We start from the raw sequence: 23,546 nt of genomic DNA, 5'->3' as shown, positions 1-23,546 counted from the left end.
AGAAATTTTTGGGCTACTGGCAGTTAAAAATCTTCGTGCTATGACGACGCAAGGTGCAGTCGCAAAAATTTCTTGTTGGGGTGCCAAGGCACTTACAGCATGAGCGGTGTGGCGAGTGCAAGGGTTGGGCGTCAACCGGTCGTTGTATCCGATGGAGCCATGCTTTCCCGGGCTTTACGGGCCACGCGAAACGCCTCGACACCCGCCGGCACACCGCAGTACACCGCGATTTGCACCAGGGCGGCGCGCAATTCGTCGTCACTCAGGCCGTTGCGGATCGCGCCGCAGAAATGCGTGGCGAATTCGTCCATGCGCCCCAGCGCCGCGAGCATGCCGAGGTTGAGCAGGCTGCGTTGCTTGAGGTCCAGGCTGTCGTCGGTCCAGACCATGCCCCAGCAGTACTCGTTGAGCACCGCCTGGAAGGGCCGGGAGAAGTCGTCGGCGCGGCCCAGGGCCTGGTCGACGTAGGTATCGCCCAAGACCTGGCGGCGAACGCTTTCGCCCTGGGCCTGCAGTGATTTATCCATGGTGGGTCTCCGAATCGGTTAGAAAATCACGTATCAGGGCGGCCACCTGTTGCGGCGCCTCGATCAGGATGCAATGGCGCAGCCCCGGCAGAATCTGCAGCTGGGAACCCTCGATGCGCGCGTGCATGAACGCGGCCATGCGCGGGTTGGAGCCGGCATCGTCGGCACCGGTGGCAATCAGGGTGGGGCAGTGGATCCGTGACAGTTGCTCGCCGAAATCCGACTCGGCCAGGATGCGATACGCCGCGGCATAACAGCCGGGGTCATTCTCGGCATTCAGCTGGCGCAGGCGGGTGACGGCCTCGGGATGGCGTGCCTGAAAGTCCTCGGTCAGCCAGCGCGACAGCGACGCCTCGTAATGGGCCACCGGTTCGCCGGCCTGCAAGGCGGCGAGGCGAGCCTGCACGCGCTCGCGTTCCTCGGCGTTACGCCCGGCCACGGTGGACAGCAGCACCAACCGCCGCACCCGCGCCGGATGGGTCAGGGCCATGCGCTGGGCAATCAGCCCGCCCAACGAGAACCCGGCCAGGTCGAACTGCGTGAAGCCCACGTGATCCGCCAAGGCCAGGGCCTCGCCCACCAGGTGATCAATCTCATAACGCCCAGGTGTACGGGACGACTGGCCGTGGCCGCGCAGGTCGAAGGTCAGCACGGTGAACTGCTCTTGCAAACCGGCCACGGTCTCGGCCCACGCCTCAAGGCTGGAGCCCACGCCGTGGATGCACACCAGCGGGCGCGGGCCATGCCCGTCCAGGCGGTAGTTGAGCGTGACGTTGGCCACGCTGAAACGTTGCGCCTGGCCCATCACGCGCGGGCCGTGTTGCGTTGTTTGGCGCGCTCGCGCTCGGCGAAGAACGGCATCACTTCGTCGATGAACAGGCGCAGGGTCTGCCTCTGCAGTTCGAACGGCAGGTTGAAGGTCAGGCCCAGGCAATACTGGTCGACGCCGGCGGCTTCGTAGTCGAGCAGTTTTTCGATGATCTCCTCCGGGGTGCCGAACATCAGGTTGCGCCGCAGGTTTTCCGGGTTGTAGTTGTCTTTGCCGCGCACGCTTTCAAACGGCACCGGCTCGGGGAAACCGTTGTGCACGGTGCCGATGTTCTGCATCAGGTTTTCGAAGGCGCGGCCAAAGTCCATGCTGTGCTTGACCGGCAGTTCCCAGTCGTTGGCATTGGCGTACACGCAGGTGCGGCGCTGCATCATGAAGCGCGGGCGTGGCACATGGGGGTTGTCGGCCACAGCCTTGTTGAATTTCTCGCCCAGTACGGCGATTTCCGCCGCCGGCAGCGACAGCGGGGTGGACAGGATGTTGGCGCCGATGCTCACCGCCCAATCAAACGTGCCCGGGTCCCGTGCGGCCACCCAGATCGGCGGGTGGCCTTTCTGCAGTGGCTTGGGCACGGCGGCGGTCTGCGGGAATTTCCAGTAGTGGCCGTCGTGGGCGTAGTCGCCGGTCCAGAGTTTTTGTACCGCGGGCACCAGTTCCTTCATGTAGCCCACGCCTTCCTGCTGTTGCAGGCCTGGGGTCATGCGGTCGAATTCGTACTGGTAGGAGCCCCGGGCAATCCCGAATTCCAGGCGGCCGTGGGTCAGGTGATCACACAGCGCGGCTTCGCCCGCCAGGCGGATCGGATGCCAGTAGGCGGCAGCGAGGGTCGCGGTGCCCAGGCGGATGCGTTCGGTGTGTTGGCCGAGCCAGGTCAGGGTCTGGAACGGGTTGGGCGCGATGGTGCATTCCAGGGTGTGGTGTTCGGAGGTCCACAGGGTTTCAAAGCCGCCGGCATCGGCGATCTTTGCCAATTCCAGCAGGTTGGCCATGACGGTCTGCATCGGCACGTCCGGCGAGAAGCGTTCCATGCTCAGGGATACGGCGAATTTCATAAGGTGCTCCTTGAATAATCAGCGCAGGCGAATGACGAAGGGGTCTTGCATTTCGCCGGAGTAATCGATGACCACGTTCTTGGCCCGGGAAAACTCGCGCATCACGTCAAAGCCGCCACGACGGCCATAACCGCTGTGTTTGAAGCCGCCGTTGGCGGACATGTAGGCCGAGCTGCGGTAGGTGTTGATCCACACCGTGCCGGCGTCGATGCGGTTGGCAAATCGCAGGGCGCGGTCGATGTTCTGGGTCCAGATGCCCGAGGCCAGGCCGTAGTGGGTGTCGTTGGCCAGGCTGAGCATTTGCGCTTCGGTGGTGAAGGGCATTACGCCCACCACCGGGCCGAACAATTCGTCGCGCATGAACGGCATGTCATTGGTGGCATTGGCCATGACCGTGGGTTCGAAGTACCAGCCCTCGGACAGGTTGGCGGCGTTGGGACGCTTGCCGCCGACGGCGATCTGCGCGCCTTGTTTGGCACCGCTGGCGATATAGCCTTCGAGCTTTTGCAATTGGGCTTGCAGGGCCAGCGGGCCGATGTCGGTGTGTTCTTCCATCGGGTGGCCGACGGTGATCTGTTGGGTGCGGGCGACCAGGGCCTCGACGAATTGGGCGTAGATCGGCGCCTCGACGAAGCAGCGCGAACCGGCCACGCAGCTTTGCCCGGCGGCGGCGAAAATCCCGGAAACCACGCCATTCACGGCCTTCTCGATATCCACGTCGGCGAACACCACGTGGGGCGACTTGCCGCCCAGTTCCATCTGGCACGGCACCAGGTTATTGGCGGCGTTGCCGGCAATGCGACGGCCGGTGTCGGTGCTGCCGGTGAACACGTATTTGGCGATGTCCGGGTGGCGGGTCAGGGCGTCGCCGGTGACGGCGCCGTTGCCGGTGACCACGTTGACCACACCTGCCGGGAAGCCGGCTTCGACGATCAGTTCGGCCAGGGCCAGGGTGGAGGCGCTGGCATGTTCCGAGGGCTTGATCACCACGGTGTTGCCGATGGCCAGGCACGGCGCGAGGGTGCCGGTGAGCAGCATCAGCGGTGAGTTCCACGGGGTGATCATGCCGACCACGCCCAACGGCTCACGGCTGCTGTAGTTGAGCTGGTTGAGCTTGTTGACCGGGATTACCTCGCCTTGCAGCTTGTCGGCCATGCCGGCGAAGTAGATGTAGGCATCGGGCAGGGCGCTCATCTGGGCGCGCATTTCCCGCAGCAGCTTGCCGTTGTCGCGGGTTTCCAGCAGGGCCAGTTCTTCGGCGTGCTCGGCCACCAGTTGGGCCAGGCGGTACAACAATTTGCCCCGTGCGGTGGGCGTCATGTTGCGCCACTGCGGGTCGTTGAAGGTCTTGTGGGCGGAGGCGACGGCGCGGGCGACATCACCGGCATCGGCCTGGGCGAACTGGTACCAGGACTGGCCGGTGGTGGGGTCGAAGCTGTCGACGTAGGTTTCGCTGGCGGGCGCAACGAAGTGGCCGTCGATAAACAGGTTGAGGCGGTTGCCTTCAAGGGCGCTGACCGTGGTTTTCATGCAAGAGTCCTGTAGGTGCGTGTCAAAGGGGCGCGTTTTCGAGCATCGCGATGCGACCGCTGGCGGCGGAGCCGGTGTAGATGCCGAACTGCTGGTTCTGGCGCTCGCGTGCATAGCGGCGCACCACCGAGCGCAGTTCGTTGACCGGCATCTGTTCGATGGGCAGGTCGTCCAGTGGGAAGAAGCGCAGGGTGTCGGGCAGTTCGGCGTCGAACGGGCCTAGCTGGGCACGGTAGATCAGGTAGCCGGGGTCGGTGTCGTCGACATCGAACGCCGAGTACAGGAAGGTCGATTCCAGCTCCACCGGCAGCGCGCTGTCACCGGCGTCGATAAAGCCCTTGCGCTTGCCGGCCACCGGCAGTGTCCAGCCGCCGTTGCCGTCGGCGCGGAACAGGATCCCGCCGCCGGCTTCGATCAGGTAACCGATGATCATCTTGTGGGAGTCCAGCCAGCTGGCCGGCAGCGGGTCCTGGATGTTGGCGTAGCGGCCCCGGCAGAAACACAGCGGCAGCTTGGGGCTGGTGCCGAAGGCGCGCACCTGGCCGATCAGCACCAGGTGGTCGCCGGCTTCGATGCGCTGATGCACGCTGCAATCGAACCAGGTCAGGCTGTCGGTGAGGATCGGCGCGCCGGTGTGCACGGTGTCGTGGTTGACGGTATGGAACTTGTCCGGCGACTTGGAGGCGAAGGTGCCGGAGACGTCGACCTGGCCTTCATGCAGCAGGTTGACGGCAAACTGTTCGGTGTTGGCAAACGCGGTGTAGCTGGCGGCGGACTTGCCCACGCACACCAGCAGCAGCGGCGGGTCGAGGGACACCGAGGTAAACGAATTGGCGGTCATGCCTCGAGGGTTGCCGTCGGCGTCATGGGTGGTGATGACGGTGACGCCGGTAACGAAGGTGCCGAAGGCCTGGCGCAAGGCGCCCGGATCGACGGCTGCAACGTTGGCGCTGATCACGGTGCTCGGCATCGGGGTACTCCTTTGTTCTTGTGGTGTGAAGTCAGCCTACGGGGAAGGGAAACCGTGGGCTTGCGTCGAAAAATGGTAACGAAGGTGAAAGTTTTGCTTCGTTTCGCAGTGCTCCTGCATTTCTATGGCAAATACATCAACCCTGTGGCGAGGGAGCTTGCTCCCGCTGGGCTGCGAAGCAGCCCCACAAAGGCAATCGGGTTCTTCCAGGCGGACCATGGCGGGACTCATGGGGCCGCTCCGCGACCCAGCGGGAGCAAGCTCCCTCGCCACAATTGAGCGTCGTTCTTCAGTCAAACGTCAGTCCTTCGGCTGTTCCGCTTCCATCTCCGCCATGTCCTGGTAGCGGTCGGCAATCCGTGGGTGCGCGCGGGAGCCGTCGCTGGCGCCGATGGCGATCAGCACTTCGTCGGGGCCGGGGGCATCGGCGACCTGGAAGTTGGCGGTGAGAAAGTGCGAGCGTTTGCCGGTTTCGCTTTTGTGCACCATCGGCAGTGAGAGCAGGGCGCCGGGGGCGTTGCGGGTGTTGGTGAAGCTCAGGTAGGCAGTGCCTTCCACGGCTTCGCGGAACAGGTTGCCAAAGCGCAGGGTGTGAATCAGGCCCGAGGCGTGCTCGATTTCTCCGTTGACCCCAACCGCCGCCGCCTTGCCGAAAGCTTCGACCTTGCCGCCGGGCATCAGGGCGATCAGGCGACGGGTCATCTCGTACCCCAGCCCCGGCGCCAGGCGCAGGATCTCGGGGCGCAGGTTTTCGACGAAGCCCTGGCCGGCCCAAGGGTTTTTCAACACGGCGGCCACCACGATCAGGGTGATGGGTTTGCCGGCGTCCTTGCCGCCTTCGATAAAGGTTTCTTCGATAAAGGTGCAGTACTTCCTGACGCCCAGATTTTCCAGATTCATGATCACTCGTCGCCCTTGTGGCTGTTGGTTGTGGCCTTAGGCTAGGAGCATTGGTCAGCAGCGTCTTCCGTGGTTAAGGAGTGCAAATCCGCTGGACATTGCTCTGAACCGGCGCAAGTATCGGGCGGGCCTGGCAGGCAACGTGGCTGCCGTGACCTCCTTGTTCGGGTGAGTGCCTTGAATCGAGAAATGCAGATACTGTCGTTGCGCGATGTGGCCAGTCAGATCAACTCCGGCGGTGATCTGCAGTCGATGCTGCACCAGTTGGTGTACGCCAGTTGCCGCCACACCCACTGGACCATGAGCTCGATCATGGCCATCGACATGGACGCCGGCTTCGGCCACGTCATCGCCCGCCACGACCCGACCCTGGTGCAGCGCCCGCTGGTGGATTGCTGGGAACTGTCCTCAAGCCCGGTGATGACCGCCCTGCAACGCAACGAGGCGGTATTTATTCGCGACGTGCGCGAATGCGAGTACCCCGGCTACCGCCGCGAATCCCTGGAGCGCGATTACCGCACGGTGATGGTGATGCCCATGAACTGCACCGACTTCGATGGCCGGCCCATGGTGCTCAGCGTGATTTCCCGCACGCTGATGGACGTGTCGGAAGAAGACCGGGTGTTCCTCGGCATGATCATCCACCTGGGCGCCATTGCCGTGGAGCGCCAACGCCAGCTGGAAGCCGAGCGCCGCGCCGCCGAGCGCCTGCAACAGGCATTGCATGTGCACACCACAATGCTGGAGCACGTGTTGGGCGGCGGCTCGGTGACGTCGTTGTCGCTGATGGTGGGCGACCAGTTGCCCAACCCGGTGATCGCCGTGGACTTCACCGCCAACCAGGTGGTGGCGGGGCGCTCGCCGGATACCGCGTTGTTTGATGACAACGCCTGGCAGGCCGCAGTTGCCGGGGTGCTCAGCGTGCAGATCACCAAGGCCGCCCAGGAAAGCTTGCGCAGCGCCCTGCGCAACACGGTCAACCTGTTCCTTGACGATGGCCAGCGCCAGTTTACGTTGCGGGCGCAGATCGAACCGTTGATGGTCGACCACGAACTGGTGGGCGCGCTGGTGCTGTTCCCGGTGGCGGCACCGGTCAACGAACTGGATTTGCTGATGCTGGAAAGCGCCAAGTTCGCCTTGAGCGTGCAGATGATGCGCAGCTTTATCCGCTTTCGGTTTGAAACCCGTACCCAGACCGAGCTGCTGTTCGAAGTGCTCGAAGGCCGCTGGCGCGACGCCGATGACATCCAGCAACGGGCCCAGCGCCTGGGCATCAGCTTCAATGCCGCGCAGCAGATGATCATCGTCGACTACGGCACCAAGGCCCGGGAGGCGAAGAACCTGCACCACAACGTCGCGCGCATCCTGCAGCGGGCGGGGATGCAGGCCACGGTGATCATTGTCGACAACGGCCTGGTGTGCCTGGTGCCGGCGGAAGGTGAACGCCTGGGCAAAATCAAACGCCAGATCGCGGATGACCTGGCGCATTACCTGGGCGCCGAGCCGATCCTGCTGGCCAGTGGGGTGTGCCGGGCATTGGCGGATTACCCCGCTGCGTGGGAGCGCTGCCGGCGGCTGATCGAGATTGCCCGTTCATTCGGGCGCAGCGGGCCGATTTCCGATCAGGACTTTGGGCCGATTCCGATCTTTGTCGCGGCGGTGGGCGGGGAAGACATTCGCACCTTCGTCAATGACAGCGTCGGTGCCATGCTGGCCCATGACCGCAAGCACCAGACGCCTTACCTGGAAACCCTGACCGCGTATTTACGGGAAAGCTGCCGCAGCCAGGCGTGCGCGGATGCGATGGGGGTGCATGTGACGACGCTGCGCTATCGGCTGGCGCGGATTCAGGAGTTGTTCGGGATTGATGTGGAGACGCCGGAGCGGCGGTTTGCCACGGAGCTGGCGATTCATTTGCAGCGGGTGATTGATAGCTGAAGCCCCCGACAAAAATGCACAAGGAACGTACAGTTCTGGCAGTGCCGCTGTTACGGGTTGACTCCCACACTGTGCCCTTCAGCTAAAGGCACTGGTGAGGAGTCGAGGGATGTCGGGAAAATTCAGCAATCAGGTCGCGGTCGTCACGGGCGCTTCAACGGGAATCGGCTTTGCGATTGCGCAGGCATTGGTGGCCGAGGGCGCCAAACGGGTCTACATCACCGGTCGCTCGTCGGCAACGCTGGACGCCGCGGCGGCCAAACTGGGGGATAGAGCCGTAGCCGTCGTGTCTGATGTGGCCAAGCAGGCCGACCTTGATGCGCTCAAGGCGCTGATTCAACAACAGGACAATCAACTGGATGCGGTGTTTGCCAACGCGGGCATCTGCGAACAAAACCCGGTGGGCGAAACCACTGAGGCGGCCTACTACTCGATGTTCGACATTAACGTCAAAGGCGTGTTTTTCACGGTTCAGACGCTGTTGCCATTGATGAAAGACGGTGCGTCGATTGTGCTCACGGCCTCCATTTGCTCCAGCAACGGCATGGAAGGCCTGAGCCTCTACAACGCCTCCAAGGCGGCGGTGCGTTCATTTGCCCGGACCTGGGCCAATGAGCTCAAAGGCCGGAAGATTCGTGCCAACGTGTTGAGCCCCGGCTTCACCCGAACCCCGTTGATGGATAACGGCCTGAAGATGGATGCGGGCCAGATCGACGCACTCCGACGTCATGTAGAGCACATCGTGCCCCTGGGTTACATGGCCGAACCTGAGGAAATCGCCACCTCCGCGCTGTTCCTGGCCTCGGCAGACGCCCGGTATGTCAACGGCGTGGAGCTGATGGTCGACGGCGGTCTTTCGCAAATCTGACGGTTACCCGGGTTTGCGCCCGGGGTTTGTCTCGTTCAACGCAGCGGGTGAAAAAATGAGAATCGGATTCATAGGCACAGGGCGCATGGGGCAGGCCATGTTGCCGCTGCTGGTGCGCGCGGGCCACCGCGTCAGTGTGTGGAACCGCAGCGCCGGGGCGCTGGAGAATGTCGAGGGGGTCTATCGCCTCGACACGCCGGCCGCAGCGTTCAGGGAGGAGGTGGTCATCAGCATGCTCGCCGACGACCGGGCGGTGCACGAGGTGCTGTTGTCCTCCGGGGCGCTGCAAGGGGCTGCCGAACAGTGCACCCATGTCGTGATGTCGACCCTGTCGCCCGCGCTCATGGAACACCTGCAAACCCTGCATGATCAGTCAGGGCTGGCCCTGGTGGCCGCGCCGGTGTTCGGTGTGCCCGCGGTGGCCGGCAAAGGCGAGCTGAACATTCTGGCGGCAGGGCCGGAGGCGGCCATTGCCCGCGTCCAACCACTGTTTGATGTGCTCGGCAAAAAGACCTGGCACCTGGGGCATCGTCCGGTCTACGCCAGTATTGCGAAAATCGCGGGCAACATGATGATCACCCAGGCCATCGAGTCCCTCGCCGAGGCAACGGCGCTCACCCGGCGCTATGGGCTGGATGCCGCGCCCTTTGTGGAGCTCATGACCCGGACACTCTTTGCCTGCCCCAGCTACCAGCGCTACGGGCAGAACATTGTGGAGGGGCGCTACGAGCCGGGCTTCACCCTGGCCCTGGGGCTTAAAGACATTGACCTGGCGATCGCTGCCGGCAGTGACAAGGGTTTGCAACTGCCGGCCGCCGACATCGTGCGCTCAAGAATGACCACGGCGATCGCCCAGGGGCTGGGCAGCCAGGACTGGTCGGCGTTTTCCAGCATCGTCACCTCCGGGCCCCCGACGTGACTCGGCGCTCAACCTGCGGGGAAAAACAACGAAAACCGAATGGTCCCAGGCGCCGGCTGTTCCACGCTCACCTTACCCCCGTGCAGTTGCATGATTGCCGCAACGATCGCCAGGCCAAGGCCGTAGGAGTCGGAGCTTTGGTGCCGGGAGGCGTCGCCACGGTAAAAGCGGTCGAACAGCTTGCGCAGGGTTTCATCGGCAAGCACCGGGCCTTGGTTTTCCACATCAACGCGGCTTCCGGATTTGCTCGCCACCACGCGCATCAGCACCTCACTGCCTTCGTCGGCATAGCGAATGGCATTGGCAACCAGGTTGCTCAATGCGCGGCGCAGCAGTAACGGATCGGCGCTGGCCATGCCATTGCCCTCAGCCCGCAAGGTGATCTGGCGCTCCTCGGCCAGGCCCTCGAAGTAGTCGGAGATGCGCTGGATTTCGTCATGCAGGGGCAGCGGTTGACGCTCCACAATCGCCTGCGCTTCGTCAGCCCGTGCGAGGAACAAAATGCTCTCGACGATCCGTGAAATGCGCTCCAGCTCTTCCAGGTTCGAGGCCAGCAGTGTCTGGTACTCGTCCGGGGTGCGTGGCTGGCGCAAAGCCACTTGGAAATGCCCCATCAACGAGCCAACCGGCGTGCGTATTTCGTGCGCCAGGTCGGCAGAAAACTGTACAAGGCGCTGGTAGCCGTTGGCGAGGCGATCGAGCATGGCGTTGTAGGCGTCGCTCAGTTGCTGCAACTCGACCGGCGTGTCGGCGCTGTTCATGCGGCTGTCGAGCCGCTGAGGCGTAATGTTCGCCGCGTGTGCGGCCATCTGGCGTAACGGGCGCAGGCCGCGCCGCAGCAGGATGTAGCCGAGCACGGCGGTGACCAGGAAGGCCAGGCTCACCGCCAGGTAGATGCGCTCGCGAAAGGCCTTGAGCATGGCCATTTCCTTGTCCATCAGGTGCGCGGCGGTGAGCCGTACGTCGCGCCCGCCGGACGTGGTTTGCACGGTCGCGGCGCGCAGCGGCACGCCTGCGTCGGTCATGCCGCTGCGCAAGTCTTCAACGCGCATTGCGGCGTCCGGTTGGATCACGGGCAGGTCCGGCAGCTCAACGCCCAGTGGGTTGACCATGATCACGGGCGCCTGGCCGGGCTCGCCGATGATGAAGATGTCGTCTTCGCTGTCGAGCATGTTCTTGAAGATCTGCGGGCTGTCTCGCAGCTTGTCGAGGGCGAGTTCGTAGTGCAGCAGTTTGCGAAAGTGTTCCAGGCGCCCCATCACCGCGTGGTCGGTGTTCATCAGCACCGACGCCCGCATGGACGCGTACAGGTAGAACCCGGCCCCGGCCACGGCGAGCATGGCCACCAGCGAGAACGCCAGCGTTGAGCGCAGCGTCAGGGACGGCTGGCGTCGGGACCCCATGGCCGCACCTCGCACACATAGCCGATGCCGCGCACCGTATGGATCAGTTTGACGGGGTAGGGCAGGTCGACCTTGCTGCGCAGGCGCTTGACGGCGACGTCCACCACGTTGGTGTCGCTGTCGAAATTCATGTCCCAGACCTCCGAAGCGATCTGTGCACGGGACAGCACATCGCCTTCCCGGCGCAGGAACAGATGCAGCAAGGCGAACTCCTTGTTGGTCAAGACGATCACCTGCTGCTGGCGGGTGACCCGGCGGCGGACCAGGTCCAGCTCCAGGTCGGCAAGGTGAAAGTGATCGATTTCCCGGACCACGCCACGCCGAAGAATGGTGCGAATGCGCAACAACAGCTCGGTAAAGGAAAAGGGCTTGACCAGGTAGTCGTCGGCCCCCAGTTCCAGGCCGCGAATACGGTCGCGCAGTTGGTCGCGGGCCGTCAGGAACAGCACCGGGACGTCTTGCCGGGCACGCAACAGTTCGATGATCTGAAAACCGTCAATGCCCGGCAGCATCACGTCCAGCACAATCAGGTCATAGGCGGTTTCCAGCGCCATGTGCAGGCCATCGGCGCCGTGCTGGGTCCAGTCGACTTTATAGCCGGACTCGCCCAGGCCCTTTTTCAGGTACTCGCCGGTACTCGTGTCGTCTTCAATCAGCAAAATATGCATTCAGGTGCGCTCGAGCCTCTCTGCCAGGTGCTGTAAACGGTTGGGGCTCGGGGCGCATGGCCAATCGCGGCGAGTCTAATGTGAAAAGAAGTTTAACCAGCTATGGTCAGGGAGCGGGTTACATTTTTGTCATTCGGGGTGCGGGGGCCGCTCATGACAAAAATGTCATCTGCAGGTCATCGTGGAGGCCCGGCTGGGGTTGGAAGATCAACCCACTTAAACCAGTGAGGAATTCCCAACATGAAGCTCAAGCGTGCTCTGTCCACCACCTTTGGTTTGCTCATGGTCGGTGCTGCTGCGGTCGCTGCCGCCGCTGATATGCCGGTGATCAAACCGCTGCGGGGCGTGGTCGAAAGTGTGGCCAACAATACCCTGACCTTTACCTCGCGTACCGGTGGCCAACAAACCATCGGCCTGACCGACAAGACCGGTATTGTGCGGGTGTCCAAGGCGGATATCGATTCGATCAAGGCCGACAGCTTTGTCGGTTCGGCCGCGATTCCACAAGCGGATGGCACGCTCAAGGCGCTGGAGGTCACCGTATTCGAGTCCAGCCTCAAGGGCAGCGGCGAAGGTCATTACGGTTGGCAAAATGCCGATGGCACGACGGGCACCATGACCAATGGCACCGTGGGCAAGCTGTCCAACGCCAGCGGCCGCACGCTGACCGTCAACTACAAAGGCGGTGAGAAACAGCTGGTGGTGCCGACCAATGTGCCGATTGCTTACGTCGAGCCGGGTAAGGCCGATGAGTTGGTCAAAGGCGCCAAAATTGTCGTGTTCCCTGCGCAAGACGGCAGCGCACGCGGCGTAGCGGTGGGTAAAGACGGCTTCCAGCCGCCTATGTAAAACGGCGGTTCTGTGACAGCGAGGCCCGGTGGCCTCGTTTTCGCAGGCGTCGCCTTGCTTTTGCGAGAGGGAGCAGCATGAAACGAAGTCGTATCCATGCCTGGCCTGTGCGCCTCACCCATTGGCTTAACGCCCTTTGTATGGTGTGTATGTTCATGAGCGGTTGGGCGATCTACAACGCCTCGCCGCTGTTTGGGTTCAGGTTCCCCGCTCAGTTGACGGTGGGTGGCTGGTTGGGCGGCTCGCTCGCCTGGCATTTTGCGTTTATGTGGTTGTTGGTCATCAACGGCCTGGTCTACGTGCTTTACAGCCTGTTCAGCCGCCACTTCCAGCGCGATTTCCTGCCGGTTACCGTGCAGGCGGTCAAGCGTGACTTGAGCGATGCGCTGCATTTTCGCCTGGCCCACGAGAAGGGCGTCTACAACGCGGTACAGCGCCTGATGTATGGGGTGGTGTTGGCGGCGGGGGCGTTGGTTGTGGTGTCGGGCGTGGCGATCTGGAAGCCCATCCAACTGCAGGAACTGGTCGCGCTGTTTGGCGGCTATGACCGTGCGCGCTATGTGCATTTTGCCGCGATGACGGCCATTGGCGCGTTTGTCGTCGTGCACCTGGTATTGGTGCTGCTGGTGCCGAAAACCTTGTTGCCGATGATCACCGGTGGCGTACGGCCGATTGAAAAGGGGACGCCCGATCATGAATGAACCCAAAAAAACCACGATCCAGCGCATCAGGCTTGAACCCGCCCAGCAGCGTCAGCTGGAGAATATCCAGCGTCGGCACTTCCTGCGCGGTGGCTTGACCGTGGGGGCCATGGCCATGTTGACCGGTTGCAATTTGCAGGATGGCGACCAGGTGGACAAGGTGCTGTGGGCTATGTCGCGCTGGAACGATCGGGTTCAGGCCTGGCTGTTCAGTGGGCAGAAACTGGCACCGACCTTCAGCAAGGCGCAAATGACCACGCCATTTCCCTTCAACGCGTTCTACGGCGAGGACGACATTCCTGAAGTCGACCTGTCGAGTTATTCCCTGGCCGTGTCTGGCCTGGCCCGGGACAAAGCGCCCTGGACCCTGGAAGGGCTGCGCAAGCTGCCGCAACGTACCGACATCACGCGCTTGATCTGCGTGGAAGGCTGGAGCGCTATCGGAGAGTGGGGCGGTGTGCCGCTCAAGACCTTTCTGGAGCACATCGGCGCGGACACCACCGCCAAGTATGTGGGCTTCAAGTGTGCTGACCGCTATTACTCCAGCCTGGACATGCCCACCGCACTCCACCCGCAAACCCTGCTGGCGCTGGATTACGGCGAAGTCGCACTGCCGCCGGAGTATGGCTATCCGCTGCGAATTCGCGTGCCCACCAAGCTGGGCTTCAAGAACCCCAAGCATGTGGTCGAGATTTCCATTGGAAATGACAACCCGGGGGGCTATTGGGAAGACCAGGGCTACAACTGGTTCAGCGGGATCTGAAGGCTTGACTGCGCGCGTTGACGAGTTCCCTGGATCGAGAATAGCTATCTACCCGTTGGAAGGCTGACTCAGCCTGAAACGACGGAATGGGTGTGACAAGCGCGAGCGGGCCGGTCAGGCCGGCCCAATCATCTCGTCGGCCAGGTCGGCGAGTGCGCGAAGCCGGTCCATCTGCCGCATATCATGGTGATACCCCATCCAGATATCACGCCCGGGCGGTGGCTCGTCGGTGTCTAACCGTTGGAGTGCGGGCAATTGATCACCCAGGGCGCGGGGCAGTACGGCAACGCCCAGTCCCTGCGCGCACATCTGCGCCTGAACCGTGCGGCTGCTACTGGTGAACGCGGTCCTGGCCCCTGGGTACCGCGCGTGTAGCCAGAGCACGTCGGGGTAATGGGCCTGGGCAGTGTTCATGGTGATCAGGCCGACGCCTTCACCCTCGGCGCCCGGCAGGAATGGCGCCCGGGCACTCGCGTACAGCCCGTAGCTCAGGGTCACGAGCCGTCGCTGGACGATGTCGGGCTCGGTGAAAGGAACGATCCGAAAGGCAATATCCGCTTCCCGGCGTGTCAGGTCGAACAACCGGTGCCCCGGAATCACTTCGGGCACGATCAACGGATGACGCTTGATCAGCTCGCCCAGCACAGGGCCGAGTACGTAACTGGCGAACCAGTCTGCCGAAGAGATCCGCAAAAGGCCTTCAGGCTGGTCGCTTTCGCCCGCGATACGCCGCTCAATCGTCAGCGCGCTGCGCTCCATGTCCTCGGCCAGTGCGAAAATGCGTTCACCGCTGTCGGTCAGCACCAGCCCGGACGCCGTGCGGCGGAAGAACACCTCGCCACCGGCCTGCTCAAGCACATGAAGGCGGCGCCCCACGGTGGGGTGGCTGACGCCCAGCAGCTTGGCGGCAGCGCCCAGCGAACCTCCCCGTGCGATGGCCAGGAAGACGCGCAAGTCATTCCATTCCATGGTTTTTTCCGTACAAAAGTGAACGGTGAAGATGCAGCAATGGCCGTCCCGCAGCAACCCCGGCGCTTGAACAATCGAAGGGGTTACAGTCACGGCAACTGTCGCGGCGAACGGGCTGTTTCATGATTGCCTCGCTTAATAGGAAGCATTACTATTCACGTCCGCCTCCCCAGTGCTCCCTTGATGACTCCCCAGCCGCCCCGCAGAACAGGCTTTTTCGAGCACTACGAAGAGTTGATCGGGACCTGGACGCGCCGCCTGAGAAACCGTCAGCAGGCCGAGGACCTGGCCCACGACACCTTTGTGCGGGTGCTTGAGTCCACGTCCACGGAGGTCGAGCAACCGCGTGCCTATCTGCATCAAACGGCGCGCAACATCGCGGTTGACGCCTATCGCCGCGAGGACCGCCGGGAGGCGATGGCCCTGGAGGCCTTTGATCAGAGTGCGCCCCACAGTGGCGACCCGGAGCATTTCATGCACGCGATCCAGCTGGCAGACTCCATCGAGCGGGCGCTGGCCGAGCTGCCGCTCAATTGCCGCAAGATTTTCATCTGGCAGAAAATCGAGGGCCTGACCCAGCAGGAAATCGCCGAACGCCTGGGCCTGTCTAAAAACATGGTGGAAAAGTATATGATCCGCACCCTGCGGCATCTACGTGACCGCCTGGACGCGATGGCCCCATGACCAATGCCCGGTTTGAAACAGGATCTTCCATGATGGATACCCGTGAGTGCGCCTGCGGCAGTGCGACGGCCCGCGATGAGGCGGCGCAATGGTTTGTGCGTGTGCAGGACAGCCAACTGAGCGTCGAAGAACGCGAGCGTTTTGATGCCTGGCGTGCGGAGCATGCCGAACACCAGTATGAATTTGAGGTGCTGCAAGGCTTGTGGAGCGCCACCGACCTGTTGCCCAAGGCGCGCTTGCAGGCGTTGTGCGATGCCCCGGAACCGCGTGTAAAGCGCCGGCCCGTGCTGCGTTACGCAGTGGCGGCCAGTGTGCTGGCGGTGGCCCTGGGCCTTGGTTTGTTCAGTGGCCTGGATCATCCGGCGACGTATAACGCTGAATTCAGCACCGTCCTGGGGGAGCGCCGCCAGGTGGCGTTGCCCGACGGTTCGCTGATGGATTTGAACAGCCGCAGCGTGGTGGCGGTGCACTATGTCAAAGGCCAGCGCGGCATCGATCTCAAGCAGGGCGAGGCGATGTTCAGCGTCGAGCACGACACCAGCCGGCCCTTTGTGGTGGCGGCCGGGGCAGGGCAGGTGACGGTCACCGGTACGCGTTTTGACGTGCGCCGCGATGACGACCAGACCCGCGTGGTGGTCGAGGCCGGCACGGTCAAGGTGCAGGGGCGCTCGTCCGATGAGATCGTGATGCTCACGGCCGGCCGGGGCACCCATGTGGATGCCGGGGGCCAGGTGGCAGCAGCCTACGCCGTCGACCCCGCAGAGCTGACGGCCTGGCGCACCGGCAAACTGGTGTTCAACAACGCCACCCTCGGCGAAGTGGCCCGGGAAGTGTCGCGTTACCGCGAGCAACCGCTGCGGGTCAGTACGCCGGCGGTGAGCAACCTGCGGTTGACCAGCGTGTTCAAAAGCACCGATACCGACGCCTTGCTCAAGGCCTTGCCGCACATCCTTCCGGTGGCCCTGCGCACCTTGCCTGACGGTAGCCAGGAAATAATTTCACGATAAATTCAGGTTTTTTCCGAGTTCTTCGTCTTCTTGTGCAACTGCAACTGGTTTGCATTAACAGCCGCACTCTCTTGCGATCACAGGACTCCGTTCGACGTGAAAAAACTCGCCGTGAAAAACAATAAATCATCCCGTTGGGCACCTCTGGCCCTGGCATTGGCCGTCAGCGCCGCACTGCCGGCGGCCTATGCTGACGACGGGATTCATATCCAGGCCCAGTCCCTGGGGTCGGCCTTGAGCCAGTTGGGCCAGCAAACGTCCCTGCAAGTGTTCTTCAGCCCCGATATGGTCGCCGGCAAACAAGCCCCGGCCGTGGACGGCAACCTGTCGCCGGAACAAGCCCTGCGCCAATTGCTGCAAGGCAGCGGCCTGGATTACCAGATCGATGCCGGCTCCGTGACCTTGCGCCCGCTCGCCAAGGGCACCGGTGAGGCGGGTTCGCCGCTGGAGCTGGGCGCCACCGACATCAAGGTGGTCGGCGACTGGCTGGGCGATGCGAATGCCGAAGTGGTGCAGAACCACCCCGGCGCGCGGACGGTAGTGCGCCGTGAAGCCATGGTGGAGCAGGGCGCGATGAACGTCGGCGACGTGCTGCGGCGCATTCCCGGTGTGCAGGTGCAGGAAGCCAACGGCACCGGCGGCAGTGATATTTCCCTCAACGTCGGCGTGCGTGGTCTGACGTCGCGTCTGTCGCCACGCTCCACGGTATTGATTGATGGCGTACCGGCGGCGTTTGCCCCGTACGGCCAGCCCCAGTTGTCGATGGCACCGATTTCCTCGGGCAACCTCGACAGCATCGACGTGGTCCGCGGCGCGGGCTCCGTGCGTTATGGGCCACAGAACGTGGGCGGCGTGATCAACTTCGTGACCCGTGCCATCCCGGAAAAATTCTCCGGTGAAGTCGGCACCACCCTGGAAACTGCTGCTCACGGCGGCTGGAAGCACATTGAAAACGCCTTCATCGGCGGCACCGCCGACAACGGTATCGGCGCCGCGTTGCTGTATTCCGGAACCAAGGGGGACGGGTACCGCGACCGCAACAACTCCAACGACATCGACGACGTGATCTTCAAGACCCACTGGGCGCCGACCGATCAAGACGATTTCTCGCTGAACTTCCACTATTACGACGCCAGCGCCGACATGCCCGGCGGGCTGACCCAGAAGCAGTACGACGCCAACCCGTATCAATCGGTGCGTGACTGGGACAACTTCACCGGGCGGCGCAAGGACATGTCCTTCAAGTACATCCGGCAGATCGACGACCGTACCCAGGCTGAAGTGCTGACGTACTACTCCGACAGTTTCCGCGGCAGCAACATCGCCAACCGCGACCTGAAGACCCTGGGTTCCTACCCGCGCACCTACTACACCTTCGGCATCGAGCCGCGGGTGTCCCATGTGTTTGACCTGGGGCCGAGCACCCAGGAAGTCAGCGTGGGTTATCGCTACCTCAAGGAAGGCATGCACGAGCAGGCCACCAGCCTGGCGTTGGTCAACAATGTGCCGACGCCCGTGGGCCAGAGTGACGGCCACGTTTACCAGGACCGTACCGGTGGTACCGAGGCCAACTCGTTCTATATCGACAACAAGATTGATATCGGCAAATGGACCGTCACCCCCGGCATCCGCTTTGAGCAGATCCGTACTGAGTGGCACGACCGTCCGGTGGTGGGCCTGAACGGTGCCACGGTTCAGGAGAAGCGCCGCGAGATCCACAACAACGAACCGCTGCCAGCCCTGAGCGTGATGTACCACGTCTCCGATGCCTGGAAACTGTTCGCCAACTACGAAACATCCTTCGGCAGCCTGCAGTATTTCCAGCTGGGCCAGGGCGGTAATGGCGACCAGACCGCGAACGGTCTGAACCCGGAAAAAGCCAAGACCTACGAAATCGGTACCCGCTACAACGACAACGTCTGGGGCGGCGAAGTGACGCTGTTCTACATCGACTTCTCGGACGAGTTGCAATACGTCAGTAACGATGTGGGCTGGACCAACCTTGGCGCCACCAAGCACGAAGGGATCGAAGCGTCGGCCCATTACGACCTGTCGAACCTGGACCCGCGCCTCGACGGCCTGACCGCCAGCGCGGGCTTCACCTACACCAAGGCGACCTCCGAAGGCGACGTGGCCTTCAAGGGCCGTGACTTGCCGCTGTACTCCCGTGAAGTGGCCACCTTGGGGCTGCGCTACGACATCAACCACTGGACCCACAACCTGGACGTCTACGCCCAGTCCGGCCAGCGTGCACCGGGCACCGGTACCACCTATATCACCCAGCCGACCGCCGATGGCCAGTACGGGGACATTCCCGGCTACGTCTCGGTCAACGTGCGCAGCGGTTATGACTTCGGTGCGCAGTTGTCGAACCTGAAACTGGGCGTGGGGGTCAAGAACGTGTTCAACCAGGAACACTACACCCGCTCCAGCGATAACAACTCGGGGATTTACCTGGGCGAACCACGCACGTTCTTTGTGCAGGCCAGCGTCGGTTTCTGATCCGTCGTTGATTCAAGCATCGCAGCCCGCCCGGGCTGCGATTTTTCTTCATCGAGAAGGCGCGCTTACTCAAGGGCCTGATCGCTGTGCTTTATCTTTTTCCTACTTGTGCCAAGACGATTTTCTGCCCCCCTAGGAACTGAATTCGACAGATCGGCCACACAGGAGATGCCCATTTTTCAATTGGACGCCTTGATGATCATTGCATCGTCGTGCTGCCGTGGAGGGTGAGGCGAACCGTGTAACCCAGCCGAGCAGGAGATGCATATGTCGGTATCAGTGTCCCATTCACCCGCCTCCCAATCCTCCCCTGACAGCTCGCCGTCCGAGGCCAAGGCCAACGGCCAGACGCGCGCCCCAACCTCTGGGCCGCAGCCAGGTGGCGTCAGTTTCAGTACCCCGCCGAATACGTTTGGCCCGGTGTTTCAGGGGCCGCAGCGTTTGGCGCAAGCCCCGGTCAATGCCAGCGACTTTGGCGGTGCTTCGCCGTTAACGCAGAACGAAGTGCTGGCGGCGGCAACACTGCCACGTCGGCAGAGTTTCTTCAGCGCCATGAAAAACTGGTTCGGTCCGGTAAGGCCATTCCCAGGCGCCGGACCTTTCCCGAGCGACCCGTTTCGTCCGGGCATAGGCCGGCCGAAGCCGGATCCTGCCGCCTGCCGTCCGGGGCCAGGTGCCGGGCCTTTCCCGACCGATCCGTTTCGTCCGGGCATTGGCCAGCCGAAGCCGGACCCCGCCACCTGCCGTCCGGGCCCGGGGGCCGGGCCATTCCCGACCAACCCGTACAGGCCGGGTATCGGTCGGCCGAAACCCGAACCCGAATTCTGTACCCCAGGCATTGGCCAGCCGGATCCGTACTACTCGAGGAGGACCAACGACCAACTGGCCGAGCAGCTTTATAACTACTTCGATAAGTTCCTCAGGCCGGGCGAGCGATACGTCACGCGGGAGGGCCTGGAGGAACTGGCGAAAAAAGATGTGAAGCGTCACCCTGGCCTTGAGCAGCACATTCGCGCTGCGCGGGAAATCCTGAATCGTCCGCAGCTCTGGCAAGCCCTGGATCGAAACCGCACCACGGGGGCGATGGATGGGTTGATCGACAGGCGAGACATTGCTGCGCTGCTCAACTCCACAAACCCATTCAACTATCACGACGACAGGCAATTGGCCCAAGCGGTGCTTGAGCAGTTTGACGCCTTGAAAGGTGTTTGGTGGAAGCGCGCCATAAAGACCAGCGACCTGAAGCACCTGGCAAACCAGCCACTGACGGGTGACGCGGACAGGAACAACCTGATCCAGATAGCGAGGGCGGTTACCCAGCGTCCTGACCTGTTTGAAAAAATGAACGACTTCGGCAGGATCACCAAGGCCACGCTCCAGTGGCTGTCGCGCTTTGGCTGAGGAACACCCCGGCGCCGCGAGCATTCGTGGCGCGCTTTCCTGAATCGACCGGCACTGGCCTGAAGATTCACGGAACCGTTTGCGTGGCACTGCCACACAAGGCGTATCACATCTTGGCCAGGGCTTGGATATGACTTCAACTTCATTTGGATTGCGCAATCCGCAACTTCGGTCATCGTTTCCGGGGGGCATGGATGAGGCCCCCACGCAGCAGGCCCAAGGCTACGAGGAGGGCGTGGAGGCCCAGCGAGTGAAAAACTTCAGCGGCCGGGAAGAATTCCGGGCCCCGCAGGCCGATGATTTTGCCAAAGGCATGTTGCTCCACAAGCAGTTGGCGGGCATTGAAACGGCCGTGTTGGCATCGGAACCCGGGACGCTGGGATCCATGCTCCGCGCGGTAAGGCGTTTTTTCGGGGGCGAGAAACCCGCGGGCCCCCGGCCTGAGTGACGGGGCGTTTTTACATGCTGTCATGGGAACGCTCACCCTCGCGCGGAACCATAGCCGCCAGGGCACCACACACCTTTGGCTTGTTGATCGCCCGAGCGATACGGCCGTTGCCAAGGGGGATGCCCCGGCACGTGTGGATCTGGAAATGGTGGAGATAAATCATGAAAATTGATCGCGGGTCAGTCTGCCTGCAGCCCGGTGCAACTAGCCGGTTTGACGCAGAACCGCATGAGCCGCCGCGTGCAGCCCATGCCGCTGCAAGTAAACCCAGTGATACCGGCTGGCAGGACACCCCTCAGCCCGGCGTCACGGCGGTTCGGTCTTCAGGCTATCGGCGACCTCTACGGGGGGAAAGTCACTTTGGGAGTTCGCTGCGCCATTTGACGCTTCAGAATGAGCGTGTCCCCCGCGCTGGCCAGGCCAACCCCAACCTTCAGTTGCCGGACAGTGAGTTGGTGAAAGCGCTGAAAGTCAGTTTTTCTACGCTGAAAGAACTTCATGACAAGTGACAGACTGACGCTGTCTTCGCTGCAGCGAATTGCCGGCAAAAAGCTCGGCGACAACCCGACGTTCAACAGCGCGATTTTATTGGCCAGGGCACTTGCCCAGCGCCCGCGCCTGATCGATGCAATCACTGATCAGGAGGGTTACATCACCCGGGAAAGCCTTTCGAAGGCCGAGAGGGTGGTATTCGGCAACAGCGATCCCGGTGCCTTCAGCCCGGACCCGTTCCATGCCAAGAGCAACGCCGAGCTGGTTCAGGTGTTCAAGGTGATGTTTACCGAACTGCGCGACCGGTCCCGGGACCGTAAGGGGTTTTTCGAGCTCATCGGCTACGTCAACATCGAGTTGCTGGTTGCCATGAGCAAGGACCCGGACGAGCTCGACGGTCAGGGTCAGCCCGTTCTGGACCCGGTCACGGGGCTGGCGCGGAAAAAGTACGACGAGCAGCAGGTGTATATGGCAAAAAATATCGTGGACCGCCCCGGGCTGTTGCAGTCGCTGGAAAGTGCCCATGGCGGCGGCCGGCGGATGTTTGGCAGTCACCACCAGGAGGGCTGGCTCAGTAACAAATCCCTTGATCGCTGGCTGGAACATCAAAAGGTCAGGTAACGCCCCGACGTACGAGGCGTTATGGGGTTGCCGGTCATACCCGCAGTATTTTCCCGCTGATTGCCACACCGATCAGCAACACCGCAATCAGCACAAAGGCCGTACTCAGGCTGCTGCCGTGGGCGATAAAACCGATCACCGCAGGGCCGGCGAGGATGCCGGTGTAGCCCAGGGTGGTGATCGCGGGCACGGCAATGTGCTCCGGCATGACGGTCTGCTTGCCGACCGCGGTGTACAGCACCGGCACGATGTTCGAACACCCGGCACCGACCAGCGCATACCCCAGCAGGGCGGTTTCCCAGGCGGGTAGCAGCGTCGCCAACAGCATACCGGCCGCCGCCAGGGCACCGCCGAAGACGATCACCCGGGTGGCGCCCAGGCGGCGAACGATCCGGTCGCCGGTGAGCCGCCCGACGGTCATGGTCAAGGCAAAGGCCGCGTAGCCAAGGCCCGCATAGGCTTCGTCAAGGCCGCGCTCGGCACTCAGGAACACCGCGCTCCAGTCCAGCACCGCGCCTTCGGCGAGGAACACAATGCAGCACAGGCAGCCAATAAACAGCACCACCCCATGGGGCACGGCAAAGGCGGGCCCTGAGCTTTCACTGCCATAAGGCAGCAAGTGCGGCCCGGCCTTGAGCAAGGCCACCGCGATGACGACGATAACCGCGAAGGTGGCCTGCAAGGGCGACCAGCCCAAGCCCAGCAGCCCGCTGACACCCGCGGCACCGACGATCCCGCCCAGGCTGAACAAGCCGTGGAAGCCCGACATCATGGTTTTGCCGCTGGCCCGTTCGACCATCACCGCTTGCAGGTTGACCGTGGAGTCCACCGTGCCCAGGCCGGCACCGAACACAAACAGCGCGGCCATCAGCAGCGGAATCGAGGTGACGGTGGCGAGCATCGGCAGGCCCAGGCAGATCAGGATTGTCCCGCCGGTGGCCACCCGGCGTATCCCGTAGCGCGACGCCAGGGCGCCGGCGACAGGCATGGCGATCATCGACCCCACTCCCAGGCACAGCAGCAACAGGCCCAGGGTGCCCTCATTGAGTTGGGCGCGAGCCTTGGCATACGGCACCAGCGGTGCCCAGGCAGCGATGCCGAAACCGGCGATAAAAAACGCGATGCGGGTCGACATTTGTTCCAGCCGCCCGGGTACCACGGGCGCTGGGGTGCTGATGGCGGTCATGAAAAATCCTTGGTTTTGCGTTCAACGAACGATGTGCAGCGCAACATCCTTGCACATCAGGCCGTATCGAGCGAGCCGGGTTCCGTGGGTGTGCTTGGGCCATGGCGTGAATCTGCCCAGTGGTGGTGACAAATTTTTTCATGACCATGGAACGCTATTCGCGCTGCAAGCCACTACCAGCGTGTAGGGCAAGCGGTGGTTTGATGTACGAGGTGGCCTGGAAGGTGCGTAATCCCCGCGAGAACTGGCGAACCCCGGGCTTCTTGCGGCGGATTACCACCTTCCAGGCTGATCCTCTCCCAATCCAATGTGGGAGCTG

General features: G+C 62.7%; 23 protein-coding genes. 13 read left to right on the top strand and 10 right to left on the bottom strand.

Annotated elements, in window-relative coordinates; all coding sequences use genetic code 11:
* Nucleotides 1-131: 131 nt before the first annotated feature.
* The 6 genes from HX855_RS01550 to HX855_RS01525 form a co-directional block, all read right to left on the bottom strand.
* Nucleotides 132-527: a carboxymuconolactone decarboxylase family protein gene (locus tag HX855_RS01550; protein ID WP_177090164.1), complete on the bottom strand. Its 396-nt coding sequence runs from the start codon at nt 525-527 to the stop codon at nt 132-134.
* The gene (locus HX855_RS01545) at nt 520-1,332 is read right to left on the bottom strand and encodes an alpha/beta fold hydrolase (RefSeq protein ID WP_177090163.1); all 813 of its coding nucleotides are present in this window, start codon (nt 1,330-1,332) and stop codon (nt 520-522) included. The genes HX855_RS01550 and HX855_RS01545 overlap by 8 nt, the downstream gene beginning before the upstream one ends.
* Nucleotides 1,332-2,408 carry an LLM class flavin-dependent oxidoreductase gene (locus tag HX855_RS01540; RefSeq protein ID WP_177090162.1) on the bottom strand — a complete coding sequence of 359 codons (1,077 nt, stop codon included), beginning with the start codon at nt 2,406-2,408 and terminating at the stop codon, nt 1,332-1,334. The genes HX855_RS01545 and HX855_RS01540 overlap by 1 nt, the downstream gene beginning before the upstream one ends.
* 18 nt (nt 2,409-2,426) lie before the next feature.
* The gene (locus HX855_RS01535; RefSeq protein ID WP_177090161.1) at nt 2,427-3,938 is read right to left on the bottom strand and encodes an aldehyde dehydrogenase; all 1,512 of its coding nucleotides are present in this window, start codon (nt 3,936-3,938) and stop codon (nt 2,427-2,429) included.
* 22 nt (nt 3,939-3,960) lie between these two features.
* The gene (locus tag HX855_RS01530; RefSeq protein WP_177090160.1) at nt 3,961-4,908 is read right to left on the bottom strand and encodes a flavin reductase family protein; all 948 of its coding nucleotides are present in this window, start codon (nt 4,906-4,908) and stop codon (nt 3,961-3,963) included.
* Between the two features lie 300 nt (nt 4,909-5,208).
* On the bottom strand, nt 5,209-5,808 hold the full coding sequence (locus HX855_RS01525) for an amino acid synthesis family protein (RefSeq protein WP_010172856.1): 600 nt from the start codon (nt 5,806-5,808) through the stop codon (nt 5,209-5,211).
* 189 nt (nt 5,809-5,997) lie between these two features.
* On the opposite strand from HX855_RS01525, the gene HX855_RS01520 reads away from it, so the two are divergent.
* The 3 genes from HX855_RS01520 (at nt 5,998) to HX855_RS01510 (ending at nt 9,533) form a co-directional block, all read left to right on the top strand.
* On the top strand, nt 5,998-7,746 hold the full coding sequence (locus HX855_RS01520; RefSeq protein ID WP_177090159.1) for a helix-turn-helix domain-containing protein: 1,749 nt from the start codon (nt 5,998-6,000) through the stop codon (nt 7,744-7,746).
* Nucleotides 7,747-7,855: 109 nt separating this feature from the next.
* Nucleotides 7,856-8,614: an SDR family oxidoreductase gene (locus HX855_RS01515; RefSeq protein WP_177090158.1), complete on the top strand. Its 759-nt coding sequence runs from the start codon at nt 7,856-7,858 to the stop codon at nt 8,612-8,614.
* Between the two features lie 55 nt (nt 8,615-8,669).
* Nucleotides 8,670-9,533: an NAD(P)-dependent oxidoreductase gene (locus tag HX855_RS01510; RefSeq protein ID WP_177090157.1), complete on the top strand. Its 864-nt coding sequence runs from the start codon at nt 8,670-8,672 to the stop codon at nt 9,531-9,533.
* Nucleotides 9,534-9,541: 8 nt separating this feature from the next.
* Here the strand turns inward: HX855_RS01510 and HX855_RS01505 are convergent, their stop codons facing one another.
* Together HX855_RS01505 and HX855_RS01500 are read right to left on the bottom strand one after the other, a co-directional pair.
* Nucleotides 9,542-10,936, bottom strand: a complete 1,395-nt coding sequence (locus tag HX855_RS01505; protein ID WP_177090156.1) for a heavy metal sensor histidine kinase — start codon at nt 10,934-10,936, stop codon at nt 9,542-9,544.
* A complete protein-coding gene (locus HX855_RS01500; protein WP_177090155.1) occupies nt 10,909-11,604 on the bottom strand; it encodes a heavy metal response regulator transcription factor in 696 nt (231 codons plus the stop codon). Before HX855_RS01500 ends, HX855_RS01505 begins: the two co-directional genes overlap by 28 nt.
* 240 nt (nt 11,605-11,844) lie before the next feature.
* Between HX855_RS01500 and HX855_RS01495 the strand changes: the two genes are divergently transcribed.
* From HX855_RS01495 to HX855_RS01485, 3 genes are all read left to right on the top strand, one after another.
* On the top strand, nt 11,845-12,453 hold the full coding sequence (locus HX855_RS01495) for a hypothetical protein (RefSeq protein ID WP_177090154.1): 609 nt from the start codon (nt 11,845-11,847) through the stop codon (nt 12,451-12,453).
* A 77-nt stretch (nt 12,454-12,530) separates the two neighbouring features.
* Nucleotides 12,531-13,154 (top strand): cytochrome b/b6 domain-containing protein, encoded by a 624-nt coding sequence (locus HX855_RS01490; RefSeq protein WP_177090153.1) that lies wholly within the window; start codon nt 12,531-12,533, stop codon nt 13,152-13,154.
* Nucleotides 13,147-13,917, top strand: coding sequence for a molybdopterin-dependent oxidoreductase (locus HX855_RS01485; RefSeq protein WP_177090152.1), 771 nt, complete (start codon nt 13,147-13,149; stop codon nt 13,915-13,917). The genes HX855_RS01490 and HX855_RS01485 overlap by 8 nt, the downstream gene beginning before the upstream one ends.
* Before the next feature lie 114 nt (nt 13,918-14,031).
* Here HX855_RS01485 and HX855_RS01480 read toward each other — a convergent pair whose 3' ends face one another.
* A complete protein-coding gene (locus HX855_RS01480) occupies nt 14,032-14,886 on the bottom strand; it encodes a LysR family transcriptional regulator (RefSeq protein ID WP_177090151.1) in 855 nt (284 codons plus the stop codon).
* A 183-nt stretch (nt 14,887-15,069) separates the two neighbouring features.
* Between HX855_RS01480 and HX855_RS01475 the strand changes: the two genes are divergently transcribed.
* From HX855_RS01475 to HX855_RS01445, 7 genes are all read left to right on the top strand, one after another.
* Nucleotides 15,070-15,570, top strand: a complete 501-nt coding sequence (locus tag HX855_RS01475) for a sigma-70 family RNA polymerase sigma factor (RefSeq protein WP_177090150.1) — start codon at nt 15,070-15,072, stop codon at nt 15,568-15,570.
* A 32-nt stretch (nt 15,571-15,602) separates the two neighbouring features.
* Nucleotides 15,603-16,577 (top strand): FecR family protein, encoded by a 975-nt coding sequence (locus tag HX855_RS01470; RefSeq protein ID WP_177090174.1) that lies wholly within the window; start codon nt 15,603-15,605, stop codon nt 16,575-16,577.
* A gap of 96 nt (nt 16,578-16,673) precedes the next feature.
* Nucleotides 16,674-19,079, top strand: coding sequence for a TonB-dependent receptor (locus tag HX855_RS01465; protein ID WP_177090149.1), 2,406 nt, complete (start codon nt 16,674-16,676; stop codon nt 19,077-19,079).
* Between the two features lie 441 nt (nt 19,080-19,520).
* Nucleotides 19,521-20,480 (top strand): hypothetical protein, encoded by a 960-nt coding sequence (locus HX855_RS01460; RefSeq protein ID WP_177090148.1) that lies wholly within the window; start codon nt 19,521-19,523, stop codon nt 20,478-20,480.
* A 130-nt stretch (nt 20,481-20,610) separates the two neighbouring features.
* Nucleotides 20,611-20,928, top strand: a complete 318-nt coding sequence (locus HX855_RS01455; RefSeq protein ID WP_177090147.1) for a hypothetical protein — start codon at nt 20,611-20,613, stop codon at nt 20,926-20,928.
* A gap of 161 nt (nt 20,929-21,089) precedes the next feature.
* Nucleotides 21,090-21,437 carry a hypothetical protein gene (locus HX855_RS01450; RefSeq protein WP_177090146.1) on the top strand — a complete coding sequence of 116 codons (348 nt, stop codon included), beginning with the start codon at nt 21,090-21,092 and terminating at the stop codon, nt 21,435-21,437.
* Nucleotides 21,427-22,041 carry a type III secretion effector protein gene (locus HX855_RS01445; RefSeq protein WP_177090145.1) on the top strand — a complete coding sequence of 205 codons (615 nt, stop codon included), beginning with the start codon at nt 21,427-21,429 and terminating at the stop codon, nt 22,039-22,041. The genes HX855_RS01450 and HX855_RS01445 overlap by 11 nt, the downstream gene beginning before the upstream one ends.
* Before the next feature lie 34 nt (nt 22,042-22,075).
* On the opposite strand, the gene HX855_RS01440 is transcribed toward HX855_RS01445, so the two are convergent.
* Nucleotides 22,076-23,227 (bottom strand): MFS transporter, encoded by a 1,152-nt coding sequence (locus tag HX855_RS01440; RefSeq protein WP_177090144.1) that lies wholly within the window; start codon nt 23,225-23,227, stop codon nt 22,076-22,078.
* Between the last annotated feature and the right edge of the window lie 319 nt (nt 23,228-23,546).

Source organism: Pseudomonas sp. IPO3778 (genome assembly GCF_013386825.1).
In the GTDB taxonomy this organism is placed as follows: Bacteria; Pseudomonadota; Gammaproteobacteria; order Pseudomonadales; family Pseudomonadaceae; genus Aquipseudomonas.
This window is presented reverse-complemented; position numbering and strand designations above follow the sequence as displayed.